General features: G+C 41.1%; 18 protein-coding genes and 1 pseudogene. 8 read left to right on the top strand and 11 right to left on the bottom strand.

What is annotated here, in order from left to right:
- Nucleotides 1-27: 27 nt before the first annotated feature.
- Nucleotides 28-1476 (bottom strand): IMP dehydrogenase, encoded by a 1449-nt coding sequence (guaB, locus tag ATZ99_RS03330; protein WP_187694815.1) that lies wholly within the window; start codon nt 1474-1476, stop codon nt 28-30.
- A gap of 414 nt (nt 1477-1890) precedes the next feature.
- Here guaB and ATZ99_RS03325 point away from each other — a divergent pair, with 414 nt between their 5' ends.
- Entirely contained in the window at nt 1891-2193 is a 303-nt protein-coding gene (locus ATZ99_RS03325; protein ID WP_068747817.1) for a TMEM165/GDT1 family protein, read from the top strand.
- A gap of 31 nt (nt 2194-2224) precedes the next feature.
- Here ATZ99_RS03325 and ATZ99_RS03320 read toward each other — a convergent pair whose 3' ends face one another.
- From ATZ99_RS03320 to spoVB, 6 genes are all read right to left on the bottom strand, one after another.
- The gene (locus tag ATZ99_RS03320; RefSeq protein WP_068747848.1) at nt 2225-4507 is read right to left on the bottom strand and encodes a vitamin B12-dependent ribonucleotide reductase; all 2283 of its coding nucleotides are present in this window, start codon (nt 4505-4507) and stop codon (nt 2225-2227) included.
- A 117-nt stretch (nt 4508-4624) separates the two neighbouring features.
- A complete protein-coding gene (locus tag ATZ99_RS12100) occupies nt 4625-4798 on the bottom strand; it encodes an RCKP-type rubredoxin-like domain-containing protein (RefSeq protein WP_187694814.1) in 174 nt (57 codons plus the stop codon).
- Nucleotides 4799-5037: 239 nt separating this feature from the next.
- On the bottom strand, nt 5038-5928 hold the full coding sequence (locus tag ATZ99_RS03310; RefSeq protein WP_068747816.1) for a patatin-like phospholipase family protein: 891 nt from the start codon (nt 5926-5928) through the stop codon (nt 5038-5040).
- A 139-nt stretch (nt 5929-6067) separates the two neighbouring features.
- Nucleotides 6068-6343: an HU family DNA-binding protein gene (locus ATZ99_RS03305; protein ID WP_068747815.1), complete on the bottom strand. Its 276-nt coding sequence runs from the start codon at nt 6341-6343 to the stop codon at nt 6068-6070.
- A gap of 85 nt (nt 6344-6428) precedes the next feature.
- Nucleotides 6429-7217: a nucleoside triphosphate pyrophosphohydrolase gene (gene mazG / locus ATZ99_RS03300; protein WP_083947316.1), complete on the bottom strand. Its 789-nt coding sequence runs from the start codon at nt 7215-7217 to the stop codon at nt 6429-6431.
- Nucleotides 7218-7223: 6 nt separating this feature from the next.
- Nucleotides 7224-8825 carry a stage V sporulation protein B gene (gene spoVB / locus ATZ99_RS03295; protein ID WP_068747846.1) on the bottom strand — a complete coding sequence of 534 codons (1602 nt, stop codon included), beginning with the start codon at nt 8823-8825 and terminating at the stop codon, nt 7224-7226.
- A 255-nt stretch (nt 8826-9080) separates the two neighbouring features.
- On the opposite strand from spoVB, the gene pckA reads away from it, so the two are divergent.
- Nucleotides 9081-10619, top strand: a complete 1539-nt coding sequence (pckA, locus tag ATZ99_RS03290; RefSeq protein ID WP_068747845.1) for a phosphoenolpyruvate carboxykinase (ATP) — start codon at nt 9081-9083, stop codon at nt 10617-10619.
- Between the two features lie 23 nt (nt 10620-10642).
- Here pckA and spoVT read toward each other — a convergent pair whose 3' ends face one another.
- Nucleotides 10643-11200 carry a stage V sporulation protein T gene (gene spoVT, locus ATZ99_RS03285; RefSeq protein WP_068747814.1) on the bottom strand — a complete coding sequence of 186 codons (558 nt, stop codon included), beginning with the start codon at nt 11198-11200 and terminating at the stop codon, nt 10643-10645.
- A gap of 63 nt (nt 11201-11263) precedes the next feature.
- On the bottom strand, nt 11264-14803 hold the full coding sequence (mfd, locus tag ATZ99_RS03280; protein ID WP_068747813.1) for a transcription-repair coupling factor: 3540 nt from the start codon (nt 14801-14803) through the stop codon (nt 11264-11266).
- A 143-nt stretch (nt 14804-14946) separates the two neighbouring features.
- Between mfd and ATZ99_RS03275 the strand changes: the two genes are divergently transcribed.
- Complete coding sequence (locus tag ATZ99_RS03275) at nt 14947-15168, top strand: sulfurtransferase TusA family protein (protein WP_068747844.1); 222 nt, start codon at nt 14947-14949, stop codon at nt 15166-15168.
- Here the strand turns inward: ATZ99_RS03275 and ATZ99_RS03270 are convergent.
- Nucleotides 15165-16067, bottom strand: coding sequence for a selenium metabolism-associated LysR family transcriptional regulator (locus ATZ99_RS03270; RefSeq protein WP_068747812.1), 903 nt, complete (start codon nt 16065-16067; stop codon nt 15165-15167). The genes ATZ99_RS03275 and ATZ99_RS03270 overlap by 4 nt on opposite strands.
- Nucleotides 16068-16249: 182 nt before the next feature.
- Between ATZ99_RS03270 and ATZ99_RS03265 the strand changes: the two genes are divergently transcribed.
- From ATZ99_RS03265 to ATZ99_RS03250, 4 genes and pseudogenes are all read left to right on the top strand, one after another.
- Nucleotides 16250-16930, top strand: coding sequence for a YeeE/YedE thiosulfate transporter family protein (locus ATZ99_RS03265; RefSeq protein WP_068747811.1), 681 nt, complete (start codon nt 16250-16252; stop codon nt 16928-16930).
- Between the two features lie 33 nt (nt 16931-16963).
- Entirely contained in the window at nt 16964-17191 is a 228-nt protein-coding gene (locus ATZ99_RS03260; protein WP_068747810.1) for a sulfurtransferase TusA family protein, read from the top strand.
- Between the two features lie 11 nt (nt 17192-17202).
- Nucleotides 17203-17748: pseudogene (locus ATZ99_RS03255) on the top strand (YeeE/YedE thiosulfate transporter family protein).
- 73 nt (nt 17749-17821) lie between these two features.
- Nucleotides 17822-19051: an FAD-dependent oxidoreductase gene (locus ATZ99_RS03250; protein WP_068747809.1), complete on the top strand. Its 1230-nt coding sequence runs from the start codon at nt 17822-17824 to the stop codon at nt 19049-19051.
- Nucleotides 19052-19066: 15 nt separating this feature from the next.
- On the opposite strand, the gene ATZ99_RS03245 is transcribed toward ATZ99_RS03250, so the two are convergent.
- Complete coding sequence (locus ATZ99_RS03245; RefSeq protein WP_068747808.1) at nt 19067-19483, bottom strand: hypothetical protein; 417 nt, start codon at nt 19481-19483, stop codon at nt 19067-19069.
- A 92-nt stretch (nt 19484-19575) separates the two neighbouring features.
- Here ATZ99_RS03245 and dnaE point away from each other — a divergent pair, with 92 nt between their 5' ends.
- Nucleotides 19576-22755 carry a DNA polymerase III subunit alpha gene (gene dnaE, locus ATZ99_RS03240; protein WP_083947315.1) on the top strand — a complete coding sequence of 1060 codons (3180 nt, stop codon included), beginning with the start codon at nt 19576-19578 and terminating at the stop codon, nt 22753-22755.
- The last annotated feature ends 74 nt before the right edge of the window (nt 22756-22829 follow it).

Genomic DNA, 22829 nt, shown 5'->3' with positions numbered 1-22829 from the left:
GCTTTGGGAAAATTTCCGGTTTCTCCCCTAAAACTGCGTATAATTGGGTGCCTCTTTTGTTATATACACATCATGCGGATGGCTTTCTTTTAATCCTGCGGAGGTAATTCTAATGAATTTTGCCTTTTTGAGCTCTTCTATATTTCTTGCTCCGCAGTACCCCATCCCTGCTCTTAATCCTCCAACCAGTTGATATACGATTTCCGATAGCGGTCCCCTGTAAGGTACCCTTCCTTCTACCCCCTCGGGCACGAACTTTTTGCTGTCCTCCTGGAAGTACCTGTCCTTGCTTCCTTCTTCCATAGCCCCTATGGATCCCATTCCTCTGTAAACCTTAAAACTTCTGCCCTTGTAAATTTCTATTTCTCCCGGGCTTTCCTCCGTCCCAGCAAAAAGACCACCGATCATAACAGAATCGGCCCCCGCTGCAATTGCCTTGACTATATCCCCGGAATATTTTATACCTCCATCCGCAATAATTGGCACCCCAAATTTTGCCGCTTCCTCTGCACAATCGTAAATTGCGGTTATTTGCGGCACCCCGATACCCGCTACAACGCGGGTGGTGCAAATGGAGCCGGGGCCCATTCCCACTTTAACCGCATCGGCACCTGCCTTTATCAGTTCCCGGGTAGCCTCGCTAGTCGCGACATTTCCAGCAATTACTTGTAGTTCGGGGAAAGTTTCCTTTATCTTAAAAACGGCATTCAATACATTTACCGAATGTCCGTGAGCCGTATCCACCACTACCACGTCCACCTTAGCCTCAAATAATGCTTTAACCCTGTCCATCATGTCCTTTCCAACGCCAACGGCTGCACCTACAAGAAGCCTTCCCTTTTGGTCCTTTGCCGCATTGGGATATTTTATTGCTTTTTCAATGTCTTTTATAGTGATTAAACCCTTGAGATTGTAATTTTCATCCACCAGCGGTAGTTTTTCAATTTTATGTTTTTTCAGTATCTCCTTCGCTTCTTCCAAGGTGGTGCCAACAGGTGCGGTTACCAAATTGTCTTTCGTCATTACTTCGCTTATTTTCTTTGTAAGGTCATCTTCAAATCTTATGTCCCTGTTAGTAATTATCCCCACGAGCTTACCCTTTTCGGTGATCGGTACCCCCGAGATCCTGTAATGAGCCATTAAGTCCATGGCATCTTTAATGGTGTGTTCGGGTGAGAGATAAAAGGGATCCACAATTACTCCGTGTTCGGATCGTTTTACCTTATCCACTTCCTGAGCCTGTTTCTCTATGGGCATGTTCTTGTGTATAATCCCTATACCGCCTTCTCTTGCAAGGGCTATGGCAAGCCTTGCCTCGGTAACGGTATCCATGGCAGCACTTACAATAGGGATGTTAATCCTTATTTTATTTGTAAGCCTTGTGGTTACATCCACATCTTTGGGTATAACTTCCGACTTGGCAGGTATCACAAGCACATCGTCAAAGCTCAGCCCTTCTTTCTCGAACTTATCCAAAACCTTCGCCCCCAGTTTTTTACTAAAAATTATTATTACAAAGTTTATCAAACTTTGACAGGCCTGTCAATCTTATATCACAAGCATATTCATGGGCTTTTTACCTTTTACAGCGGCAAAGTATTTCTTTTTGGGGACAATAATATTGTCAATTTATTCTATATATGATAATATTTTGTTAGAATCTAATTAAGATATTTAGCGGTTATAAAATAAAGGGGAGTAGTTCGGGCTGCTTGCCTTCGAAGGCTCAACATACTGGCTCTTGCCTGGGCCTTCGCCTGAATTTCGGGGAACGAGACCTTTATTTCGGTTTATGCCGAAATAAAGGTCTTTTTTATATGTTAATTTTTCCAAAAAATTAACAAATCTATTTTTCAAATTTAGAAATAATATAATCGGGAGGTTTTAAAAATGGATTTTAGACTTTTTTTAATGGCTTTTGGCATGCTATTTTTAGCAGAGCTGGGCGACAAAACCCAGCTTACGGTATTTACCTTGGTTACCCAGTACAACAAACCCCTGCCTATTTTTCTGGGAGCATCTTTGGCCCTTGTTCTGGTTACCCTTATAGGAGCTTTATTTGGCAATGTGGTGACTAAATACATTCCAACACATTACCTGAAATTAATTGCCGGTATCCTATTTGTGGGAATCGGAATATTTGTACTTATAGAATCCGCTCCTGAAGTTTTAAAACAATTAGGAAAGCAATAAAAAAGCCCGGCTTTCGCCGTGGCTTTTTTAATTATCCGCATTTTGAGAAACCGCAGGCTCTGCAGACTACACACCCTCCTTCGGTTTCCAGCACACTTCCGCATTCGGGACATTTATTTCCCTTAGAAGCGGTTCCTTCTTCTTCAATTTCATATAGCTTTTTATAGTATTCTACCCCATTACCGTTATTTTTCTTTTCCTCTTTTAAACCTTCTGCTTTTAAAATATTCCTTTCTAAGGCTCGAGCTATGGCATCGGGACATGACAGAACCTTTATGTCCTTATTGCTTGCCATCTGCCTTATGGTAGAAAGGCATCTTATACCTTTTAATTGCTCTATAATAGCATTAACATCGATCCCTGAGCGAAGTGCCAGTGAAATGAGCCTGCTGGTGGCTTCTGACTGAGACGGACATCCTCCGGCTCGTCCCAGATTTGTAAATACTTCGCATATGCCTTTATCATCGGAATTAACGGTAATATATAGATTCCCGCATCCTATTTTTACCTTTTCGGTGCTCCCGTAGGTTATGGAAGGTCTCGGGCGAGGAGTTATGTGTTTTTCTTCCGAAAATGCTCTTACAGCCTCTTTACCTTCCTCATCCCCTTTAGTGCCTTTATTTAAGACCTGTTCCTCTCGGCTTTTATCCCTGTAAACCGTCACACCTTTGCAGCCCAATTCATAGGCAAGAAGATAAACCTTTCTTACATCCTCCTTGGTGGCCTCCTGAGGGAAATTTACGGTTTTAGATACCGCATTGTCCGTATATTTCTGAAAAGCTGCCTGTAATCTGACATGCCACTCGGGAGATACATCATGGGCGGTTACGAACACTTTTTTAACGTCTTCGGGAATTCCTTCAATATCTTTTAAAGATCCTTTTTTTAATACTTCTTCCATTAATTCGTCGCTGTAAAGCCCCAATTCCCTCATCTTTTCTTCAAAAAGCGGGTAGATTTCGATCAACCGCTGTCTATCAAGAACATTTCTCTCAAAAGCCAATGCGAAAACGGGTTCGATGCCGCTGGAGCATCCGGCTATTATGCTTATGGTACCCGTCGGAGCAATTGTTGTAACCGTGGCATTTCTTACAGGAGGGCTTCCCATCTTATCGTAAACACAGCCGGCAAAGTTTGGAAAAGCTCCTCGAGCTTTTGCCAGTTCTTCCGATGCCTTACGAGCCTCGCTTTGTATAAATCCCATCACTTCCTCTGCAAGTTTTACAGCTTCTTCGGAATCATAGGGAATTCCAAGCTTTATGAGCATATCGGCAAATCCCATTACCCCAAGCCCTATTTTGCGGTTAGCCTTTGTCATTTGCTCAATTTCGGGCAGCGGGTATTTATTCACATCAATTACATCGTCCAAAAAGCGCACCGCCGTATGAACGGTGTCTCTTAATTGATCGTAATCAATTTTATAGACATTATTTTCAGTTTTTACAAACTTTGAAAGGTTTATAGAACCCAAGTTGCAACTCTCTAATGGTAGGAGAGGTTGTTCCCCACACGGGTTAGTGCTTTCTATACTGCCCACGTGGGGAGTGGGATTTTTTTCATTAATGCGATCTATAAAAACTATTCCCGGTTCCCCATTTAGCCAGGCCATCTCCACTATCAGGTCAAATACTTCCCTTGCCTTTAATTTACCTGCTACCCTTCCTGTATGGGGTTCTACAAGCTCGTAATAGTCGTCATTTTTCAAAGCTTCCATAAACTTGTCCGTAATCGCTACACTTATATTAAAATTCGTAAATTCCTTACTGTCCCTTTTGCATTGAATAAATTCTAAAATATCCGGGTGATCTACCCTCAAAATGCCCATGTTGGCCCCTCTTCGGGTGCCGCCCTGCTTTACAGCTTCAGTAGCGGCATTAAACACCCTCATAAAAGATACGGGACCCGAAGCAACACCACCGGTAGACTTTACCGTAGAGCCTTTAGGTCTCAGCCTTGAAAAACTGAAACCCGTTCCTCCGCCGGATTTATGTATTAGTGCGGCATTCTTAATGGTTTCAAAAATCCCTTCCATAGAATCTTCCACGGGCAGTACAAAACAGGCTGACAGCTGCCCCAGCTCTCTTCCAGCATTCATAAGAGTAGGTGAATTGGGCAAAAACTTTAAGTCGGCCATCAGATCATAAAATTTTTGCTCCCAGTAGGATGGATCCTCTCCATAAAATTCTTCGGCCTTTGCCACTGCTTTTGAAACCCTCTCCAGCATTTCCTCCGGGGTTTCTATTATTTTCCCTTGTGAATCCTTAGCAAGATACCTTTTTTCAAGCACCTTCTTTGCATTTTCCGTTAAATTTATCTTTTTTTTCATCAATGACACCTCTTTTACCGGTCAAAATAAAGCAAAAAAGCGGTTTTTTTACCGCTTCCGATAATATAAATAAAAAAGAAGGTCTAATATTTTATACCTCAATATTTATTCCTTGCTTTTGCAGCATCTTTTTGTAGTTTTTTTCCCCTCAGCGGCATCCTCCGCAGCCTTTACTTCCACCTTTGTAAAGCTATCCTTTGCCTTGCATTCCGGGCATTCCTTCGGTTTGCACCGGGTTTCTTTTTCAAACCCGCACATGGAGCATTTGAATAGTGCCATAATAATTACCTCCCTGAATCCTTGTCTAATATTTAGTGTATTATTCATTTATTAAGATGTCAATTATTTTTCTCTTGACACATCATGACATATATGTATATAATAATTACAGAAAACTTGTATACAATTGTTAAGGGGGAATTTTTATGGATATTACCCTTTTCAGCGAAGAACTCTTTCTTCTGCTTCAGGAATTTTTTAATGACTTTACTTACGGTGCAGCCTACATGGAGCATTAATCATTTAATCAAATAACTTTTTATTTTACTTATATTATCTTTTGCAATTTTCTCTCCTATTTTTACTAACTCGGGAATACGGTAATAATCGGTATACCCTATTTTGGAAATATCCGGAGAAATATAGAAAGCAGGGTAATTTTGCTCTTTCATTTTTATTAGTTCATCGGACATAATATCTATGCATGAAAATATAATTTCCGTCAAAGTTTCCGCCCTGTTTTTGCCTTTTTTTACCGAAAGGTCTACCGCAATAACCTTTTGTGCTCCCATATCAAAAAGAATGTCTACAGGAACGTTGTTTATAATTCCTCCATCCACAAGTTTTCTTCCATCAATCCTCTTCGGAACAAAAATTGCCGGCAGCGAGATGCTCGCCCTTATCGCTTCGGATATTTTTTTATCAAAAAGATATTGCCTCCCCTTTTTATCTTTGTTTTTTACACTTTCTTTTGAGCAAAATACCACCTCTTCCCCGGTTTCCACATCGGTGCTTATGATAAAAAGGGGGGTTTTTAATTCTTTAAATCCTTTTCCTTGAAAAAGCTCATCAAAATACTTTTCAATTCTTTCTCCTTTAAAGAGTCCTTCAGCCCCTTTAGAAAGAACCGTAGGTCTTTTGGTGCATAAAAAGTAAATGAATACCCCGATGTAGGCCATCCAAAAAGCCGGATCGAGCATTCTCCAGGGTTTTACGCTCATAAGCCTGTTCACAAAATCATCAAAATTTATTCCAAAAGCCGCCAATGCACCGGCAATGCTTCCAGCACTCGTCCCCGCTATCATATCGGGATAAATTTCGTTTTCGAATAATCCTTTTAATATCCCTAAATGTACCGCTCCTCTTATTCCTCCTCCGCTTAGGGCTATACCCAATTTATTTTTTATCATTCTCTTAGACCCCCTTTCTGTCATCCTTTTTAAAAATATATTCCCGAGAAATTAATTTTATCCTTATTTTACGCATACATAAAAAGGCAGGCTTTATAAGCCTGCCTTTTTATTTTCAATTCAATATCTTAACTAATTATTATTTGTTGATTCCATCTCTTAAAGCTTTTCCTGCTTTGAAGACGGGAATATTGGCAGCCGGAATGTCAATTTCCTCTCCGGTCTGCGGGTTGCGACCTTTTCTCGCACTTCTTTCCCTCACTTCAAAAGTGCCAAAACCTACGAGTTGAACCTTGTCCTTTTTAGAAAGAGCTTCCATCACCGAATCAATGAAGGCATTCAATGCTTTTTCAGCATCCTTCTTAGTAAGTCCGCTTTTTTCTGCCATTGCCGATACGAGATCTGCTTTATTCACTCTCATTCCCTCCCTGAAAATTTCTATTTTGTTCTAATTTCTTATTCTCCACAAAAAGCCAAATTCCTTCAATTTTAGAGGTAATTTAAAACTTTTTTTCTTTATTTTTCCCCTGTTCCCATAAGATATCCATTTCTTCTAAGGTCATTTTCGAAAGGTCTTTGTTTTGTCTTTTTGCTTCTTCTTCCACGTATTTGAATCTTTTTACGAATTTTTTCGTAGCATCTCTCAATGCCAGTTCGGGATCTACCCTTAGAAAACGAGCTACATTTACCACCGCAAAGAGCAAATCACCTATTTCTTCCTTTATTTTCTCTCTTTTTTCACTTTTATATACTTCCTGGATTTCCTGCAGTTCTTCATAAACCTTATTCAAGGCACCATCAACGCTATCCCAATCAAAACCTACCCTGGCAGCTTTTTCCTGTACTTTAAAAGCCTTCATAAGAGCCGGCAGTTGTTCCGGAAGCCTGTCCATGGATTCGGCATAGGAAGAGAAATCCTTCTCTTCCTTTTTTATATCCTCCCAATTTTTCAGCACTTCTTCGGCAGTATCGGCTTTTACCTCTCCAAAAATATGAGGATGGCGCCTTATCATTTTATCGCAAACTTTTTCTATCACATCATTTATGCTAAATCTACCCTCTTCCTCCGCAATTCTGCTATGAAATACTATCTGCAAAAGCAAATCCCCCAGCTCTTCTTTTAAAATTTCCGGGTTTTCAGCATCAATCGCATCTATTACTTCATAGGCTTCTTCTATTAAAAAGGGTTTCAAAGATTCATGGGTTTGAGCTTTATCCCAGGGGCAGCCACCCTCTCCCCTCAGCTTTGCCATAATATCCACCAATTTTTCAAAACCTTCCTTTGCCAATATAAATCATCTCCTCAAAAGGCTTATCTTTTTTATTATCTTACTTAATCTTTTCCCGAAAGGCATCATAGTAAGTTCTGATTCTTCTATGCCGCCCAATATTAATAGGCAAAACAGGTAAACAAGAACACCTATCATTATACTTAAAAGGGTGCTCAAATTATGCCCGGGGCCTTTCAAAACGAGAAAATTAAAGCTGTAGACCACAAATGCTCCCATAAATAAGGCGGAAATTCCGGGTTTTAGAATCATCTTTACAAAATCTACGCGCATTCCCGAATACCTTGAAGCTGCAGCTAAATTTAATAAAGATGCTACGGCATACCCGAGAACGGTGCCCAGGGCAGCGCCTCTTATATTTATTGAAGGAATTGCGGTTAAAACATAGTTTGTGATAATCTTGGTTACAGCACCGAGAAGAAGATTATATACCGGGACTGCGGCCCTGCCTACACCCTGCAGTATGCCGGTAGTGGTCTGCTGAAGGGAGAGAAATATTATCCCCCAGGCAAGAATAGAAAGGGGAATTCCCGCTTCGGCGTTTTTATAAAGAAGCACCGATACGGGGGTGGCCAGGGCAAAAAGTCCAACGGCAGCAGGAATTGCAAAGATCAATGCTATCCGAATCCCTAACCGAGCTCTTTCTGAAGCCAACTTATAATTGTTTGTAGCGACTGCTTCGGATATAGCAGGCACAAGGCTTGCCGATAAGGATATAGTAACGATCGCCGGTAGATTAATGAGCGGTGCCGCCATTCCCGTTAGCTGCCCGTAAAGTTCGGTAGCTCTTGTCACGGAAAAACCGGCTACCTGCAGTCTCATCGGAACAATAGCAGCGTCGGCTAAATTCATTACGGGAATTATTAATCCCCCCAGGGTAATGGGGACAGCAAAAATCATAAGGTCTTTAAAAATTTTGATAGGGCTGTCAAGCCTTTTCTCCAGATCTTCCATCATTTTTATTTTTATTTCATTTTGTTTTCTATAATACACCGCCACGAGAACCAGTAAACCCAGAACCGCACCTACTACCGGACCAAAAGCTGCACCGGCTGCCGCGTATTCCACACCTTTTGGCAAAAGCAAAGATGCAAGAAAAAATACCGTTGCTACCCTTCCAATTTGCTCCACTACCTGAGAAATAGCCGAAGGGGTCATATCCTGAAGCCCCTGGAAGAATCCCCTGAAACTTGACATAATTGATACAAAGAATATGGCGGGGGCAATACTTACCAGCGAATAATAGGCTTTTGGATTCCCCAGCACTCTTGCGGACAAATAAGGCGCATAGATGATTAACGCTGCGGTAGACAAAAACCCTATTATACCCAGAAAAGCAAGGGATACCCTGAAAATCCTGAAAGCATTTTTGTACTTTTTTAACGCTATATTGGAAGAGACCAGTTTGGAAATCGCGGTGGGTAAACCCGCTGTAGACAGGGAAAGAAGGGTTACATAAATAGGGTAGGCCATCTGATAAAGCCCCATGCCTTCATCCTTTATCATCATTGCCAAGGGTATACGGTAAACCGCACCCAGTATTTTTACTATAAATCCCGCCACTGTCAGAATAAAGGCTCCTTTTAAAAATGATGTCTTTTTTTCCATTAAAGCTTTGCCCCTTTTTTTTAAAATCAATTTTAAAGACGAATATATAATACCACTTATTTCTTATTCCCTCAAGTTTGTTATAGATGTCATTCAAAAAAGTAATATATTAAAAATAATTTTTTCGCGCTAATAATATATGCATTATTCATTTTTTATGATATAATATTTCGTGTCTTATCCAATTTAATATAACACATTTCTTTCGCTATTTTATAAAAAGTATATATATTTAAAAGGGAGGATTTTATGACCATGTCCCAATTAAGCGATTTTATGCTAAATGCAAAAAATGTCTACCGCAACCTGCCCGTATCAAAGCTTGTAGAAGAAGCAGTAAAAAGAGGAGAAGGAGTTCTTTTGGAAAACGGCGCACTCCTCGTCAACACCGGAAAATACACCGGCCGCTCTCCGGAAGATAAATTTATTGTAGACAGCGAAACCATTCACGACGAAATATGGTGGGAAAACAATAAACCATTTTCATATAGAAATTTCCACAATTTACTTTTCAGAATTCAAGCTTACCTTCAAAACAAGGATGTATTCGTATTTGACGGTTATGTCTGTGCCGACCCCAATTTCAAAAAACCGTTGAGGGTAATCACCGAATACGCCTATCAAAGCTTATTTGCCCGACAGCTTTTTTTACGGGGCAAAATCGATGAAGATTTTTCCCCCGAAATCACCGTCATTTGCGTTCCCGGTTTTAAAGCCGACCCAAAAATAGATAAAACCAATTCCGAAGCCTTTATTATACTTGATCTTGAGAACAAAATAATAATAATCGGTGGTACAAAATACTCTGGCGAGATCAAAAAATCGGTATTTTCCCTTTTAAATTATATTATGCCCGGCTCCGGAGTATTCCCCATGCATTGCTCGGCAAACGTGGATGATAAAAACAATACGGCGCTGTTTTTCGGGCTTTCGGGGACGGGTAAAACAACTCTATCGGCAGACCCGGAAAGAAGGCTCATAGGCGATGATGAACACGGCTGGTCCGATAGCGGTATCTTTAATTTCGAAGGCGGATGCTACGCAAAATGCATTCACCTTTCCAAGGAAAAAGAACCCCAGATCTACAACGCTATCAAATTCGGCACCATACTGGAAAACGTGGTATTTTCCCGGGAGAATAGGATGCCAGACTACGATAGCGATTTCTTTACCGAAAACACCAGAGCCGCATACCCCGTAGACTACATACCCGATGCGGTAATCCAGGGCGTGGGAGGACATCCAAAACAAATATTTTTCCTTTCCGCTGACGCCTTCGGTGTTCTTCCTCCTATTGCAAAGCTCACAAAAGAACAGGCTATGTTTTACTTCATAGCAGGTTATACCAGTAAATTGGCGGGAACCGAAAGGGGCATTACCGAGCCAAAAGCTACTTTCTCCGCTTGCTTCGGTGCTCCCTTTTTACCGAGACCTCCTTACGTTTACGCCGAGCTTTTAAAGGAAAAGGTAGAAAAATTTAATACCGATATATACCTGGTAAATACCGGCTGGATAAAAGGGCCTTATGGAACGGGAGAAAGAATAAACTTAAACTATACGAGAGCAATAATAAAAGCCGCTTTAAGCGGCCTTCTAAAAGACGTAGAGTACGAAAAGGACCCAATATTTAACCTTATGATACCCAAATACTGCCCGGGTGTACCTGAGGAAATCTTAAATCCAAAAAATTCCTGGAAGGATAAGAAAGCTTACGATGAGTACGCCTACAAGCTAAAAAATAGCTTCACTACCAATGCATCAAAATACAACCTGCCGGCGGAAATTTTAAAATAGCAGCGTAAAGCTGCTATTTTCCTTTACTGTTCCATTTGCCTTGCTAAGAATCCGGCTGCAGTTTCCGCAACCTTTACCTCTAATTCTCCCATAGCCACATTGGTTTCTTTTGAAAGGAGTATCACGGCACCTATGGGATCACCTTCGGCTATTATAGGCACCACTACCTGGCTCGTGTACCTTACCTTGCCATCCTCATCCTGGGTTATTTTTATATACTCTTTTTCCGACGTCTTGCTAATTAATACCGTTTTTCTTTCCTCCATTATGGCTTCCAAATCGGAGCTAATGGGCTTTTCCATTAATTCCTTTTTTGGAGCACCGGAAACGGCGATAACCGTATCCCTGTCCGAAATACACGCGATATGCCCCAAGGAATCGTGGAGGGCTTCGGCGTATTCTCTTGCAAAATCACCGAGTTCACCTATTGGCGAGTATTTTTTGAGAATTACTTCTCCTTCTCTATCGGTAAATATTTCAAGAGGATCGCCTTCGCGAATCCTTAACGTCCTTCTTATTTCCTTCGGTATAACAACCCTCCCCAGGTCGTCTATGCGACGAACTATCCCCGTTGCCTTCACTTTTTCCCCTCCTTTTCCTGTGGAAAATGCTTTCATCATTAGTATTAGAGTAACAAACCTTTTTTATTCATTATAGGTAATGAAGAGAAAATTCGCCATTTCTTTTAATAACTCCTCAATCCTTATAAATAGTTTATGATCATCCATATTTTTAACCCTTATCGAAAAGGAGGGAACCGCTGTTCCGGAAAAAATTATTCTATTTTTAAAGAAAGCGACTAATTTCAAGTAATCCTCCACATTCAGGGCATCTTTGCTCTTAAATTTAAAAACCACGTAATCTTCATTTCTTATAATATTTGCAATTTTTAATTTTTTAGCAAGCAATTTTAATTTTGATATACTTAAAAGATTTCTCACTGGCTGCGGCAGGTCTCCAAAACGGTCTTCAATCTCTTCCTCCAATTCCTCGGCTTCCTTCAGGGTCTCCAGAGCTGCAATCCGCCTGTAAATCTCCATTCTTAAAGCCTCATTTTGAATATAATCCTCGGAAATGAAAGCATTTACCTTCAGGTCAATAACGGGCTGTACTTCTTCTTCCCGGGCAATTTCCCCTTTTAATTCCCTTACCGCCTCTTCTAAAAGTTTGCAGTATAAATCATAACCCACCGCCATCATGTGTCCGTGCTGTTCGGTCCCGAGGACATTTCCGGCACCCCTTATCTCCAGGTCTCTCATAGCCAATTTAAACCCGGCACCGAATTCGGTAAATTCTCTTATGGCCGCCAGCCTTTTTTCCGCCTGCTCCGATAGGACCTTATCTTTTTTGTAAGTAAAATACGCAAAGGCCTGCCGGTTGGACCGCCCGACCCTGCCTCTAAGCTGATACAGCTGGGATAATCCAAACCTGTCCGAATTTATTACGATCAAGGTGTTTACATTGGGTATATCCAGCCCGGTTTCGATAATTGTGGTACATACCAGAACGTCGTATTCCCTGTGGTAGAATTTCAACATCACCTCTTCCAGCTCGTCCTCATCCATCTGTCCGTGAGCTACCGCAATCCTCGCCTCGGGCACCAGTAAGGAAAGCCTCATAGCTTCCTCCTTTATGTCCTGTACCCTGTTGTAGACGTAATATACCTGCCCTTCTCTTGACAGCTCTCTTAATATTGCATCCCTTATAAGGGAATCGTTGTACTCCACCACATAGGTTTGAACGGGAAATCTGTTTTCCGGAGGTGTCTCTATAAGACTCATGTCTCTTATACCGCTTAATGCCATATGCAGGGTTCTCGGAATGGGTGTTGCGGTCATGGTGAGCACGTCCACGTTCTTTTTAAGCTGTTTTATTTTTTCTTTATGAGCCACTCCAAACCGCTGCTCTTCGTCTATTATAAGAAGCCCTAAGTCCTTGAATCTTACATCCTTTTGAAGGAGCCTGTGGGTTCCTATGATAACATCCACCGCTCCGTTTTTTAAGTCCTTTAAAATCGCTTTTTGTTCAGCTTTAGACTTAAAACGACTTATTACTTCTACTCTCAAAGGAAAGGGGGAAAATCTTTCGGCAAAGGTCCTGTAATGCTGTTCCGCCAGTATTGTAGTGGGTACAAGCACAGCTACCTGTTTTCCATCCATGACCGCTTTAAAAGCCGCTCTTAAAGCTACCTCCGTCTTCCCGTATCCCACATCACCGCATATTATTCTGTCCATGCATTTATCGCTTTCCATATCCTTTTTTACTTCTTCTATTGCCATCAATTGGTCCGGGGTCTCCTCATAGGGGAACATTTCTTCGAATTCCTGTTGCCATACCGTATCCTTTGAAAAGGCAAAACCTTTTATACTTTGCCTGGCGGCGTAAAGTTCTATAAGCTCCCTTGCCATTTCTTTGATGGATTCCTTGACCTTTGCTTTTGTCTTGCTCCATTCGCTTCCGCCGAGCTTGTTCAGCTTCGGGGGCTTATCTTCGGGAGAAACGTATTTATAGATAAGTTCCACCTGGTCCGTGGGAACGTAGAGTTTATCCCCTCCCAGATACTGGAGGGCGAAGTAATCCCGCTTGTTGCCCTCCACCTCCAAGGTTTCCACACCCAGGTATCTTCCTATTCCGTGCGTGGCGTGAACCACATAATCTCCCGGGCTCAGCTCGTCCACGGCGGTTATTTTTTTGCCTTTTTTAGTAATGGCAGGCTTTGCCTGCTTCACTTTCGGCCTTCCGTAAACATCCGTATCCGAAATTACGGCTACCCTTATTTCAGGAATCTCAAAGCCCTTACCTATGGATCCGGGGATCACCACTATCTGCCCGGGCATAAGTTCTCCCTTTAAGCTTTTATAAAATACCGCTTCAATGTTTTTTTCCCTTAATGCCTTTGATAAGTGTTTTCCCCTCTCTTCATTCCCCGATAATAAAATTATCCCATATCTCCTCTTTTTATAATTCATTATTTCTTCTACTAGAAGTTCAAATTTTCCGTTAAAGGCTGTAACCGCCCTGAACTGGAAGGAATATACCCCTCCTATACTGAACTCTTTCGGTATCCTCGGAAACATGGAAATATAAAAAGAGGGATATTTTTTCATCTCGTCAATTACCCGTTCCACAGAAAAATAAATCTCCGAAGCCGAAGGAAGGATGTGCCCCTTTTCTAAAAGCCCTTTATAGGTCTCTTCGATCTCAAAGGCGATGTTTTTCGAACTTTCCATAAGCCTGCCGGGTTCAATAAAAAACACAAAAGGAGGAGTGGAGAAATAATCCATAAGGGAGCAAAGTTCTTCATACAAATATCCCGTATAAAGTTCGGCTGATTCGAAAAAAATTCCCCTTTCCAGCTTATCAATATGGACTCCTACTTTTTCCTTTAATGTCTCAAAAATTTCCTTTTTCCCTGCAGAATATAGAGCGCTTCTCTTTTCCTCCAAATCCTGCGAAACCTTTAAAGCCGCTTTTTTACCGGTCTCCTCGTCAAATATAACCTCCCTGGCGGGGAATATCCTTATTTTTTCCAGTCTGTCAAAGGAGCGCTGGTCTTCAATATTAAAACACCTTATGGAATCTATTTCATCGCCGAAAAATTCAATGCGGTAAGGATATTCGGCAGTAAGGGGAAAAATATCCAGTATACCGCCTCTTTGAGCAAACTGCCCTTTCCCTTCAATAATTTCGACCCTTTCATAACCCATATTTATAAGCCTTAGAATTATTTCCTCCAGATTTTCTTCGCGGCCGTATTCAAGCTCTAATGTGAAATTTTTCACTATATTCGGCGGCACAAGCTTATTTACAAGGGCATTTAACGGGGCTACTACTATCTTGGAGTTATTAAAAAGTAGCTTCTCGAGCACCGACAATCTCTGTGCCGTAAACTCAAGGCTTTTTGCTTCGGTTTCATAAGGAATCACGTAATTGGAAGGAAAATACAGTACCTCTTCCTTCCCCAGGAAAAATTCCAGGTCCTCCGCTATCCTTTTAGCCTCAAGAGCATCCGGCACCACTACCAGAAAATTTCTTTTACCGAACCTTTCTTTGAGCCCCGCTATTATGAAAGACTTCTGTGAGTCGGAAAGCCCATAGGAAAAAAAACCTTTTATTCCGTTTTCGATGTCTTTCGTAATCCTGTTGAAATCTTCTATCTTTTCGCAAAATTTCAGTGCAAACATAGCTTCTCCTTCAAAAAAATTCCTAATATAAAGTATAACTCAACAAGAGTTAATTATACAATAAAAATTGACTTTTGAAAATTCATATAGATTGGTTTAAAATGTACTGCATAGCGCAAAAAATCATAAGAAAGGGAGAATTTATGAAACATTTTATCAACTCTGTTGGGGATATATGTCCCGTACCTCTTTTTAAGGTTGAAGAAAAACTGAAGAATATACAAAAGGGTGATGTCATTGTGCTAGATACCGATCATAGCTGTGCAGCTATCAATATAAAAAATGAAATGTCCAAAAAAGGGTTTAAAGTTAAAATAAAGGAAATAGACAATGGAATATGGCAGGTATATATAAAGAAGAGTTAGCAAAATCCTCTACTGGGGAGTCGCATAAAATGTATAAAAGCCTTGGCAAGTTTGTTCAAAATTTTATCCTCCTTATAGGCCACATAAATTTTTTGCTGAAGGTTAATACCCTCTAAGTTTAATGTAACCAGCGTTTTGTTATATACCTCCTTTTTTAATGCTATGGATGGCATTATAGAAATTCCGTGCCCTGCTTCTACCGCCGCCTTTATAGAATCGTTGCTGCTCAGTTCCATTATTATATTTAATTCGCTCCATTTTATACCAAGAGCCGCAAAGGTTCCTTCAACTATTTCCCTTGTCCCTGACCCCTGTTCTCTTACAATCAAAGGTTCTTTTAAAAACTCTTCCAGGGTTATGGTATTTTTCCCGCTCCAGCGGTTATTATTCGGGGCAATAACAAAAAGCTCTTCCGTTGCAATTTCTTCAGCGGTAATTTCTTCCCTCGGCCTTGTTCCTTCAATTACGGCCACATCCACCTGCCCATTTCTTAATTCTTCTTCTACCTGCCTTTTATTGCCTACCCGGAGCTTTATATTTGCCTCTGGATATTTTTCCTTAAAAATAAAAATACTGCAGGGTACCGCATATCCTCCTATTGCAGAAGTAGCACCGACCGTTAAAATCCCGCTTATTGATGACCTGAGGGCATTCATTTTTTCATCCAATTCCTTGCATAAAGATAAAATCTTAGTGGAGTATTCATAAACAATTCTTCCCGCTTCGGTTAAACTTACACCCTTATTTGTCCTCTCAAAAAGCTGAACGGAAAAATAATTCTCCAGCTGTTTAATCTGCTGGCTTAATGCAGGCTGAGAGATAAAAAGCTTTTCAGCCGCTTTAGAAAGGGTCCCGGATTCCGCTATAGTCACAAAGGTATTAAGTAAATTTACATTCATTTTATCACCTTATTTTTTCCGCAAAAGCGGTAATTATGCTTAATATTATTATATCATATTTATTTAATATAAATAATTCTTATAACGGTATAATTTTTAATAATTTTACATTAATTTTAAATGGTTTTATAATTATATCATGAGAAAGTGAAGGCCTTCACATCAATTAGGAGGTGTTGGTATTGGAACAGCCTCAGGCTTCATTAAAATCCAGGGTTCATACGGTAACTGCAAAACCCTCTGTTAAAAAGAAGAACCAATTGGGCTATGGAATTGCTCTTCTTGCAGCAATAATTCTTTTCGGAGTATTCCTTTCAAATATTAAAGCCCCCCTTGCGATAAGGTGGATGCTGGGCATTGCTCTTGGTTTTGTCCTTCAGCGTTCCAGGTTTTGCTTTACTGCTGCCACCCGGGATCCTTTTCTAACAGGAAGCACATCCCTTTTGAGAGCCGTATTAATAGCAATTATGATTGCCACAGTTGGATTCGCAGCTATTCAATACAATGCATTTTCAGCTGGAAAACCAGTACCCGGAAATATAAGCCCCGTAGGTATCCACACCATCATAGGCGGTATTATATTCGGTATTGGTGCGGTAATAGCGGGCGGCTGCGCTTCAGGAACACTGATGAGGGTAGGAGAAGCCTATATAATGAATATGATTGCACTTGTATTCTTTATCGCAGGATCTGCTCTCGGGGCTTATCACTTTGGATGGTGGAAAGCCAACGTGATAAAAAATGCTCCATCCATTTTCCTGCCCAATGTGTTGGGATGGCCTCTGGCTTTCTTTGGACAATTAGTACTTCTTTTTGCCCTATACTGGTTAGCCCTTTGGTGGGACTATAGAAAAGCCGAATAATCAGTATACCATTAAAGAAAGGAGTTATCTTGTATGGCTGAAGTACATCTTGATTGTCTTGGTGAAGCTTGTCCGGTTCCTTTAATTAAAACCCAGAATAAGTTAAACCAGCTAAATGTAGGAGATATATTGATAGTTGAAATTGACCACAGCTGTGCTATGAAAAATGTGCCTGAATGGGCAAGAAAAGAAGGCTATTCAGTAGAAATAGAAGAAATCGAGGAAGGACACTGGTACATTTACATTGAAAAAAATAAGTAAGGGGGGTTACCGTGAGTAAATATAAGGAAGAATCTGAAAAGCTTAAAAAGGCCCTCTTGAAGGACGCTTTTCCATACTGGCTCGGGGCTATTTTCCTCGGTTTACTAAATATTGTAATTTTCATCCTTACCGGCCATGGATGGGGTGTAACTACACCCTTTGTACACTGGGGCGCATGGGTAGCAAAAATTTTCGGAGCTCATCCCGAAACCTGGGCATTCTATCAAAACGAGGCCAATGCAAAAGCGTTAGCCGGTGGCTTTTTAAATGACGGAGGTTCCATTCAAAACCTGGGAATAATTTTCGGAGCTCTTCTTGCCGTACTGCTGGCATCCCAGTTCAGAATTAAAAAAATCAAAAGTGGAAAGCAGGTTGTAGCGGCTATTTTAGGCGGCTTGATGATGGGTTACGGAGCAAGGCTTTCCTACGGCTGAAACATCGGTGCACTTTTTAGCGGCACGGCTTCGATGTCGCTTCACGGCTGGTTATTTTTCCTTTCCATGTTTATCGGTGCGTATTTTGGTTCCAAGCTTTTAGTAAAATACTTTTTAACTTAATATTTCGGCGGGGAATTACCCCGCCGAAATGCATAATAGAGAAAAATGAAAATTTTAACGAGGAGGAAAATATATGCCAAAAAATATTGAAAACTACGATGTTGTGGTCATTGGTGGTGGTCCAGCCGGTATGACCGCCGCCATATACTGCGGAAGAGCAAGATTAAATACCATCCTTCTTGAAAAGTCCTTAATGGGCGGTCTTGCAACTTACACAAATGAAATAGAAAATTATCCCGGTTTCCCCGAAGGAAATTCCGGTACCGGCCTCATGAAACTTTTTGAACAGCAGGTTAAAAAATTCGGTGTAAAAATAAAATACGCAGATGTTACCGGAGTAGAACTGGAAGGAGAAACAAAGGTGGTTAAAACCTTCAGAACCGACTACCACGCTAAGGTTGTAATTGTGGCCACCGGCGGCAAACCTCGTTTAACGGGCGCAAAAAATGAAGAAAAATTTCTTTTCGGCAAGGGTATATCCTTTTGTTCCACATGTGACGCCGCTTACTATACCGGAAAAGACGTATTGGTAGTGGGCAGCGGCGATGCAGCAATCGAAGAATCAATATTTTTAAGCAAATTCGCCAATAAAATTTATATTTCCGTTATCCATGACGTTGGAATAATGGATGCAAATAAAGTTGCTCAGGAACAGGCATTAAAAAATGAAAAGCTTCATTTTATTTGGAATACTATGGTGGATGAATTTGTCGGAGGTGAAACCCTTGAGACCGTTGTTTTGCGAAATGTGAAAACGGGAGAAAAAATACCGGTTAAGGTAGACGGATGCTTCCTTTTCATCGGTTATTTACCAAATACAGACATTTTTAAAGGAATATTGAACATGACCGAAAGAGGCTATATTATAACCAACGAAAACATGGAAACGAATATCCCGGGCGTTTTTGCCTGCGGCGATGTAAGAGAAAAAACCTTAAGGCAGGTGGCTACTTCCGTAGGGGACGGTGCCATCGCTGGCTTCATGGCCGAACGATATATTGCTGAAACGGAAATGTTCGAAAAAGAATTCAAAGGAGTAAAAGGATCCCAGATTGTTTTATGTTACGATCCCACCGATGCCCTTTCCAGAGAAAAAATGACTCTGGTAGAAGAATATTGTAAAAAACACCCCGAAATAAAATTCAACAAAATAGATGTATATAAGGGAAAAAGCATGGCTCAAAGGCTGGGAATTAAAGGAGAGCCCAGTCTTGTCCTAATGTTTGATGGGGAAATAAAGGAGATAATTCCAATTCAGGATATTTCTGCAGCTGCTATTGATGACAAATTATCGCTTTTTTAACTTTAACCCGGGAAATCATCCCGGGCTTTTATTTTTATTATCTTTTTTCACCCTGTATATAAAAATATTCCATAAAAGATGAAGAAAGCTTGACATTAAAAATCCTGCAAAAACAGGATACCCTGATTTGACCGCATAATAAACGATCATTCCAAAAATCATATGACTTAAAACCGCAAAACAACCCGCAGTCCTGTTCATCTTCCCCCTTTCATCCTTCAGGAAATCAAAGATTCCTTCTACCAATCCGAATCCGAAATGGGAAAACAAAATATTCCCACGAAACAAAACCGCCGTATAGGTCTTAATAAATTCTTCCAAAAACGGCGCTTCGTAAACCACTGCTTTATCCTTATGCAGTTTGTAAAGAAAGCTGTTAAAAAAAAGGCAAAATGTTGCAGCGAAAATACCTGCGATAAATCCGGTTATCACATTTCTCCTCCAAAAATTATTTTCTCTTTTAAATTTCTCCTTTTTTGTGTATAATATAATCGAACATATGTTTGGATGGAGGAGATTTTTATATGGGCTTTTGCCACCTTCACCTTCATACGGAGTACAGCCTCTTGGATGGCCTTTGCCGCCTGAAGGATTTAATAAAAAAAGCAAGGGGCCTGTCCTTTGACTCCCTTGCCCTTACGGATCACGGAGGGCTATACGGAATGGTCCCTTTCTACAAAACCTGCATGGAAAACGGAATAAAACCGCTGATAGGCTGCGAAATTTACGTGGTGGACAATATGAAAAAGAGGGAGGGAAAGGAATCTCCAAATCATTTAGTTTTGCTCGCCGAAAACGATGAAGGTCTAAAAAACCTCTACAAGATAATATCCCTTTCGCATCTGGAAGGTTTTTACTTTAAGCCCCGGACGGATAAAACCTTATTAAGCAGGTATTCAAAAGGGCTCATAGCCTTAAGCGGCTGCGTAAAGGGAAAGTTGCCGGAATTGATCCTTAAAGGCGATATCGATGGTGCGAAAACCGAAGCGAAAAATTACATGGACATTTTCGGAAAGGATAACTTTTTTCTGGAGCTTCAATACCACGGCCTCCCCTTGGAGAAAAAAGTCAATTTCTGGCTTTTGAACATGTCCAAAGAGCTAAAACTGGATATCGTAGCCACCAATGATGTGCATTTTATTGAAAAAACTGATTACACCCTTCACAGGGTGCTTATGGCGGTTCAGACTTTGTCTACAGTGGAAGAGTTCCCCCGCTACACCACTCCGGAGCACTACCTTAAATCTGAAGAGGAGATGAAAAAGCTTTTTGCCGAAATACCCGAGGCCCTGCTAAATGCGGAATACATTGCAAAAAGGTGCAGCGTAAAACTTGACCTTAACACCGTAAACTTACCAAAGGCCAAGGTGCCCGAAGGCTTTACCGAAGAAGAATACCTGAAAAAAATCGCCTGGGAAGGAGCCCTCATACGCTACGGAAATCCCCTTCCTTCGAAGGTCAAAGAGAGGCTTTTTTACGAGCTTTCCGTAATAGCAAAGACGGGTTTTGTGGGTTACTTTCTGGTGGTAAAAGAAATAGTGGATTTTGCGAGAAAAAACGGAATAATGGTAGGGCCCGGAAGGGGCTCAGCGGCAGGAAGCCTCGTAGCCTACTGCCTTTTTATTACCGATGTGGACCCGATAAAATACAACCTGATTTTTGAAAGGTTCTTAAACCCCGAGAGGATAAGCCCTCCCGACATAGATGTAGACCTCTGCCATACGGGCAGGAGGAAGGTTTTAGATTTTATAAGGGAAAGATTCGGTAAAGAAAACATAGCCCATGCGGGAGCCTTTTCTACCCTGCAGGCCAGGGCGGTGCTCAGAGATACGGGAAGGGCGATAGGGCTTCCCTACGAAACCGTAGACCGGTTGACTTCTCTTGTCCCCTATTCCGCCGTCGATCTTGAAACCTTTATAAATCAAAGCCCGAACTTTAAAAATGCGGTTCTTTCCGACGAAAAAACAAAAAAGGCATTTACCGCGGCAAAAAAACTGCAGGGCCTACCCCGCCATATGACCCAGCACTCTGCGGGAGTAGTTATAGCGGATAAGCCTTTAACCGAATACATACCTTTAGAAAGGGCATCGGGTGAGGAAATAATAACCCAGGCGGATATGTACGCTTTGGAAGACTTAGGCCTCGTAAAAATCGACCTTTTGGGACTCAGGTTTTTAAGCGTAATAGACAGCACCCTGAAATTCATCGAAAAAACAAAAGGGGTAAAACTTTCTTTAAAGGATATACCATTGTACGATCTAAAAACCTTCGAAGCCATAAAAAGCGGAAATACTACCTCTACCTTTCAGTTAGAATCCAGCGGTATGCGGACGCTTTTAAGAAAAGTAAAACCCGAAAGCATAGAGGAAATATCCGATGTTCTCGCCCTCTACAGGCCAGGCCCCCTGACAAGTAAAATGACCGAAGAATACGTCAGGAGAAAAAGAGGAGAAAGCCCCGTGTCCTTCCCTCACCCTCTTTTAGAGGATGTGCTATCTTCCACCTACGGGGTTTTCATCTACCAGGAGCAGCTCATGCAGGCGGCAAACATCATTGCCGATTACAGCCTCGGCGAAGCAGACCTTTTGAGAAGGGCTATTGCCAAAAAGGATAAGGAAAAGATTGAAAAGGAAAAACCGAAATTTTTAGATAGAGCGAAAAAAAAGGGTATTGAAGAAAAAACCGCCCTGGAAATATTCAGTACGTTAGAAGCTTTCGGAGACTACGGTTTTAATAAATCTCACAGCATTTCCTATGCGCTTTTGGCATATTACACGGTTTACCTGAAAGTTCACCACCCGGTGGAGTACTTTTCTTCCCTCCTCACCCTTTATATGGATACGCCGTCAAGGCTTCAAAGATATCTCTGCGAAGCTAGAAACTCGGGGATACAAATTCTATTGCCTGATATAAACAAAAGCGGCATAGGGTTTACTCCGGAAATTGAAGAAGGCAAAATTTTTATTCGAACCGGACTTGGCTTGATCAAGAACCTTGGACCTCAAGGAATCAAGGAAATATATTCTTTAAGGGAAGAAGAACCTTTTTCAGGATTTTTCAACTTTGTAAAAAGGGTAAATAAAAAAATAATAAATTCCAAATCCCTTGAATCCCTTATACTCGCCGGCTGCTTTGATTCCTTCGGGATTAAAAGGCCCGTTTTGCTTCTGGCTTTAAAAAAGGTGCTAAAGGAAACGAAAGCTATTGACGGCAATCAGCTTTCTATCGGCGAAAGCAGTCCCTCTTTTGAGCCCCTGATAGACGACGTAATGTTATCGGATTTTTCTCCCTTTGAAAAACTCTCCCACGAGCTTGCGTCCTTAGGGCATTACGTCACAAGGCATCCCATGGAATTTTTTGAAAGAACCGCGTCCAAAATAAGGACCCACACCTTGTCTCAAATATGCGAAATGCAAAAAAGGAACAGGGTATGCGTCGCGGGCATAATAACGGATATGCGGCGGGCGCGAACGAGAAACGGAGAAAGGATGCTTTTTGCAAGCTTCGAAGACCTTACGGGAAGTTTGGAACTGGTAATATTTCCGGAAGTAATAAAAAAATGCGAACTCTATCTTGAATACTCCCATCCGTTGGTGATATGGGGAACCACCGATATAAACGATGATAGGACCCCCACGATAGTTGCGGAAAAAATATTGCCCCTTGAAGAGGTTTGCTACCTTTCAAACAATTCAACGGCGTAAATTTTTTAATTTTGATTTTTACGAAAAAGCAAATGTTATAATATTAATGTACGCAGTCATAAAAAGTTATCACA

This window comes from Thermovenabulum gondwanense (assembly GCF_001601575.1).
Classification (GTDB): Bacteria; Bacillota; Thermosediminibacteria; order Thermosediminibacterales; family Thermosediminibacteraceae; genus Thermovenabulum; species Thermovenabulum gondwanense.
This window is presented reverse-complemented; position numbering and strand designations above follow the sequence as displayed.

Coding starts and splice junctions, on each gene's coding strand:
- ATZ99_RS03325 (WP_068747817.1), top strand. CDS start 1,891: ATGGATTTTAGACTTTTTTTAATGGCTTTTGGCATGCTATTTTTAGCA.
- ATZ99_RS12100 (WP_187694814.1), bottom strand. CDS start 4,798: ATGGCACTATTCAAATGCTCCATGTGCGGGTTTGAAAAAGAAACCCGG.
- ATZ99_RS03310 (WP_068747816.1), bottom strand. CDS start 5,928: ATGATAAAAAATAAATTGGGTATAGCCCTAAGCGGAGGAGGAATAAGA.
- spoVB (WP_068747846.1), bottom strand. CDS start 8,825: ATGGAAAAAAAGACATCATTTTTAAAAGGAGCCTTTATTCTGACAGTG.
- pckA (WP_068747845.1), top strand. CDS start 9,081: ATGTCCCAATTAAGCGATTTTATGCTAAATGCAAAAAATGTCTACCGC.
- mfd (WP_068747813.1), bottom strand. CDS start 14,803: ATGTTTGCACTGAAATTTTGCGAAAAGATAGAAGATTTCAACAGGATT.
- ATZ99_RS03275 (WP_068747844.1), top strand. CDS start 14,947: ATGAAACATTTTATCAACTCTGTTGGGGATATATGTCCCGTACCTCTT.
- ATZ99_RS03270 (WP_068747812.1), bottom strand. CDS start 16,067: ATGAATGTAAATTTACTTAATACCTTTGTGACTATAGCGGAATCCGGG.
- ATZ99_RS03260 (WP_068747810.1), top strand. CDS start 16,964: ATGGCTGAAGTACATCTTGATTGTCTTGGTGAAGCTTGTCCGGTTCCT.
- ATZ99_RS03250 (WP_068747809.1), top strand. CDS start 17,822: ATGCCAAAAAATATTGAAAACTACGATGTTGTGGTCATTGGTGGTGGT.
- dnaE (WP_083947315.1), top strand. CDS start 19,576: ATGGGCTTTTGCCACCTTCACCTTCATACGGAGTACAGCCTCTTGGAT.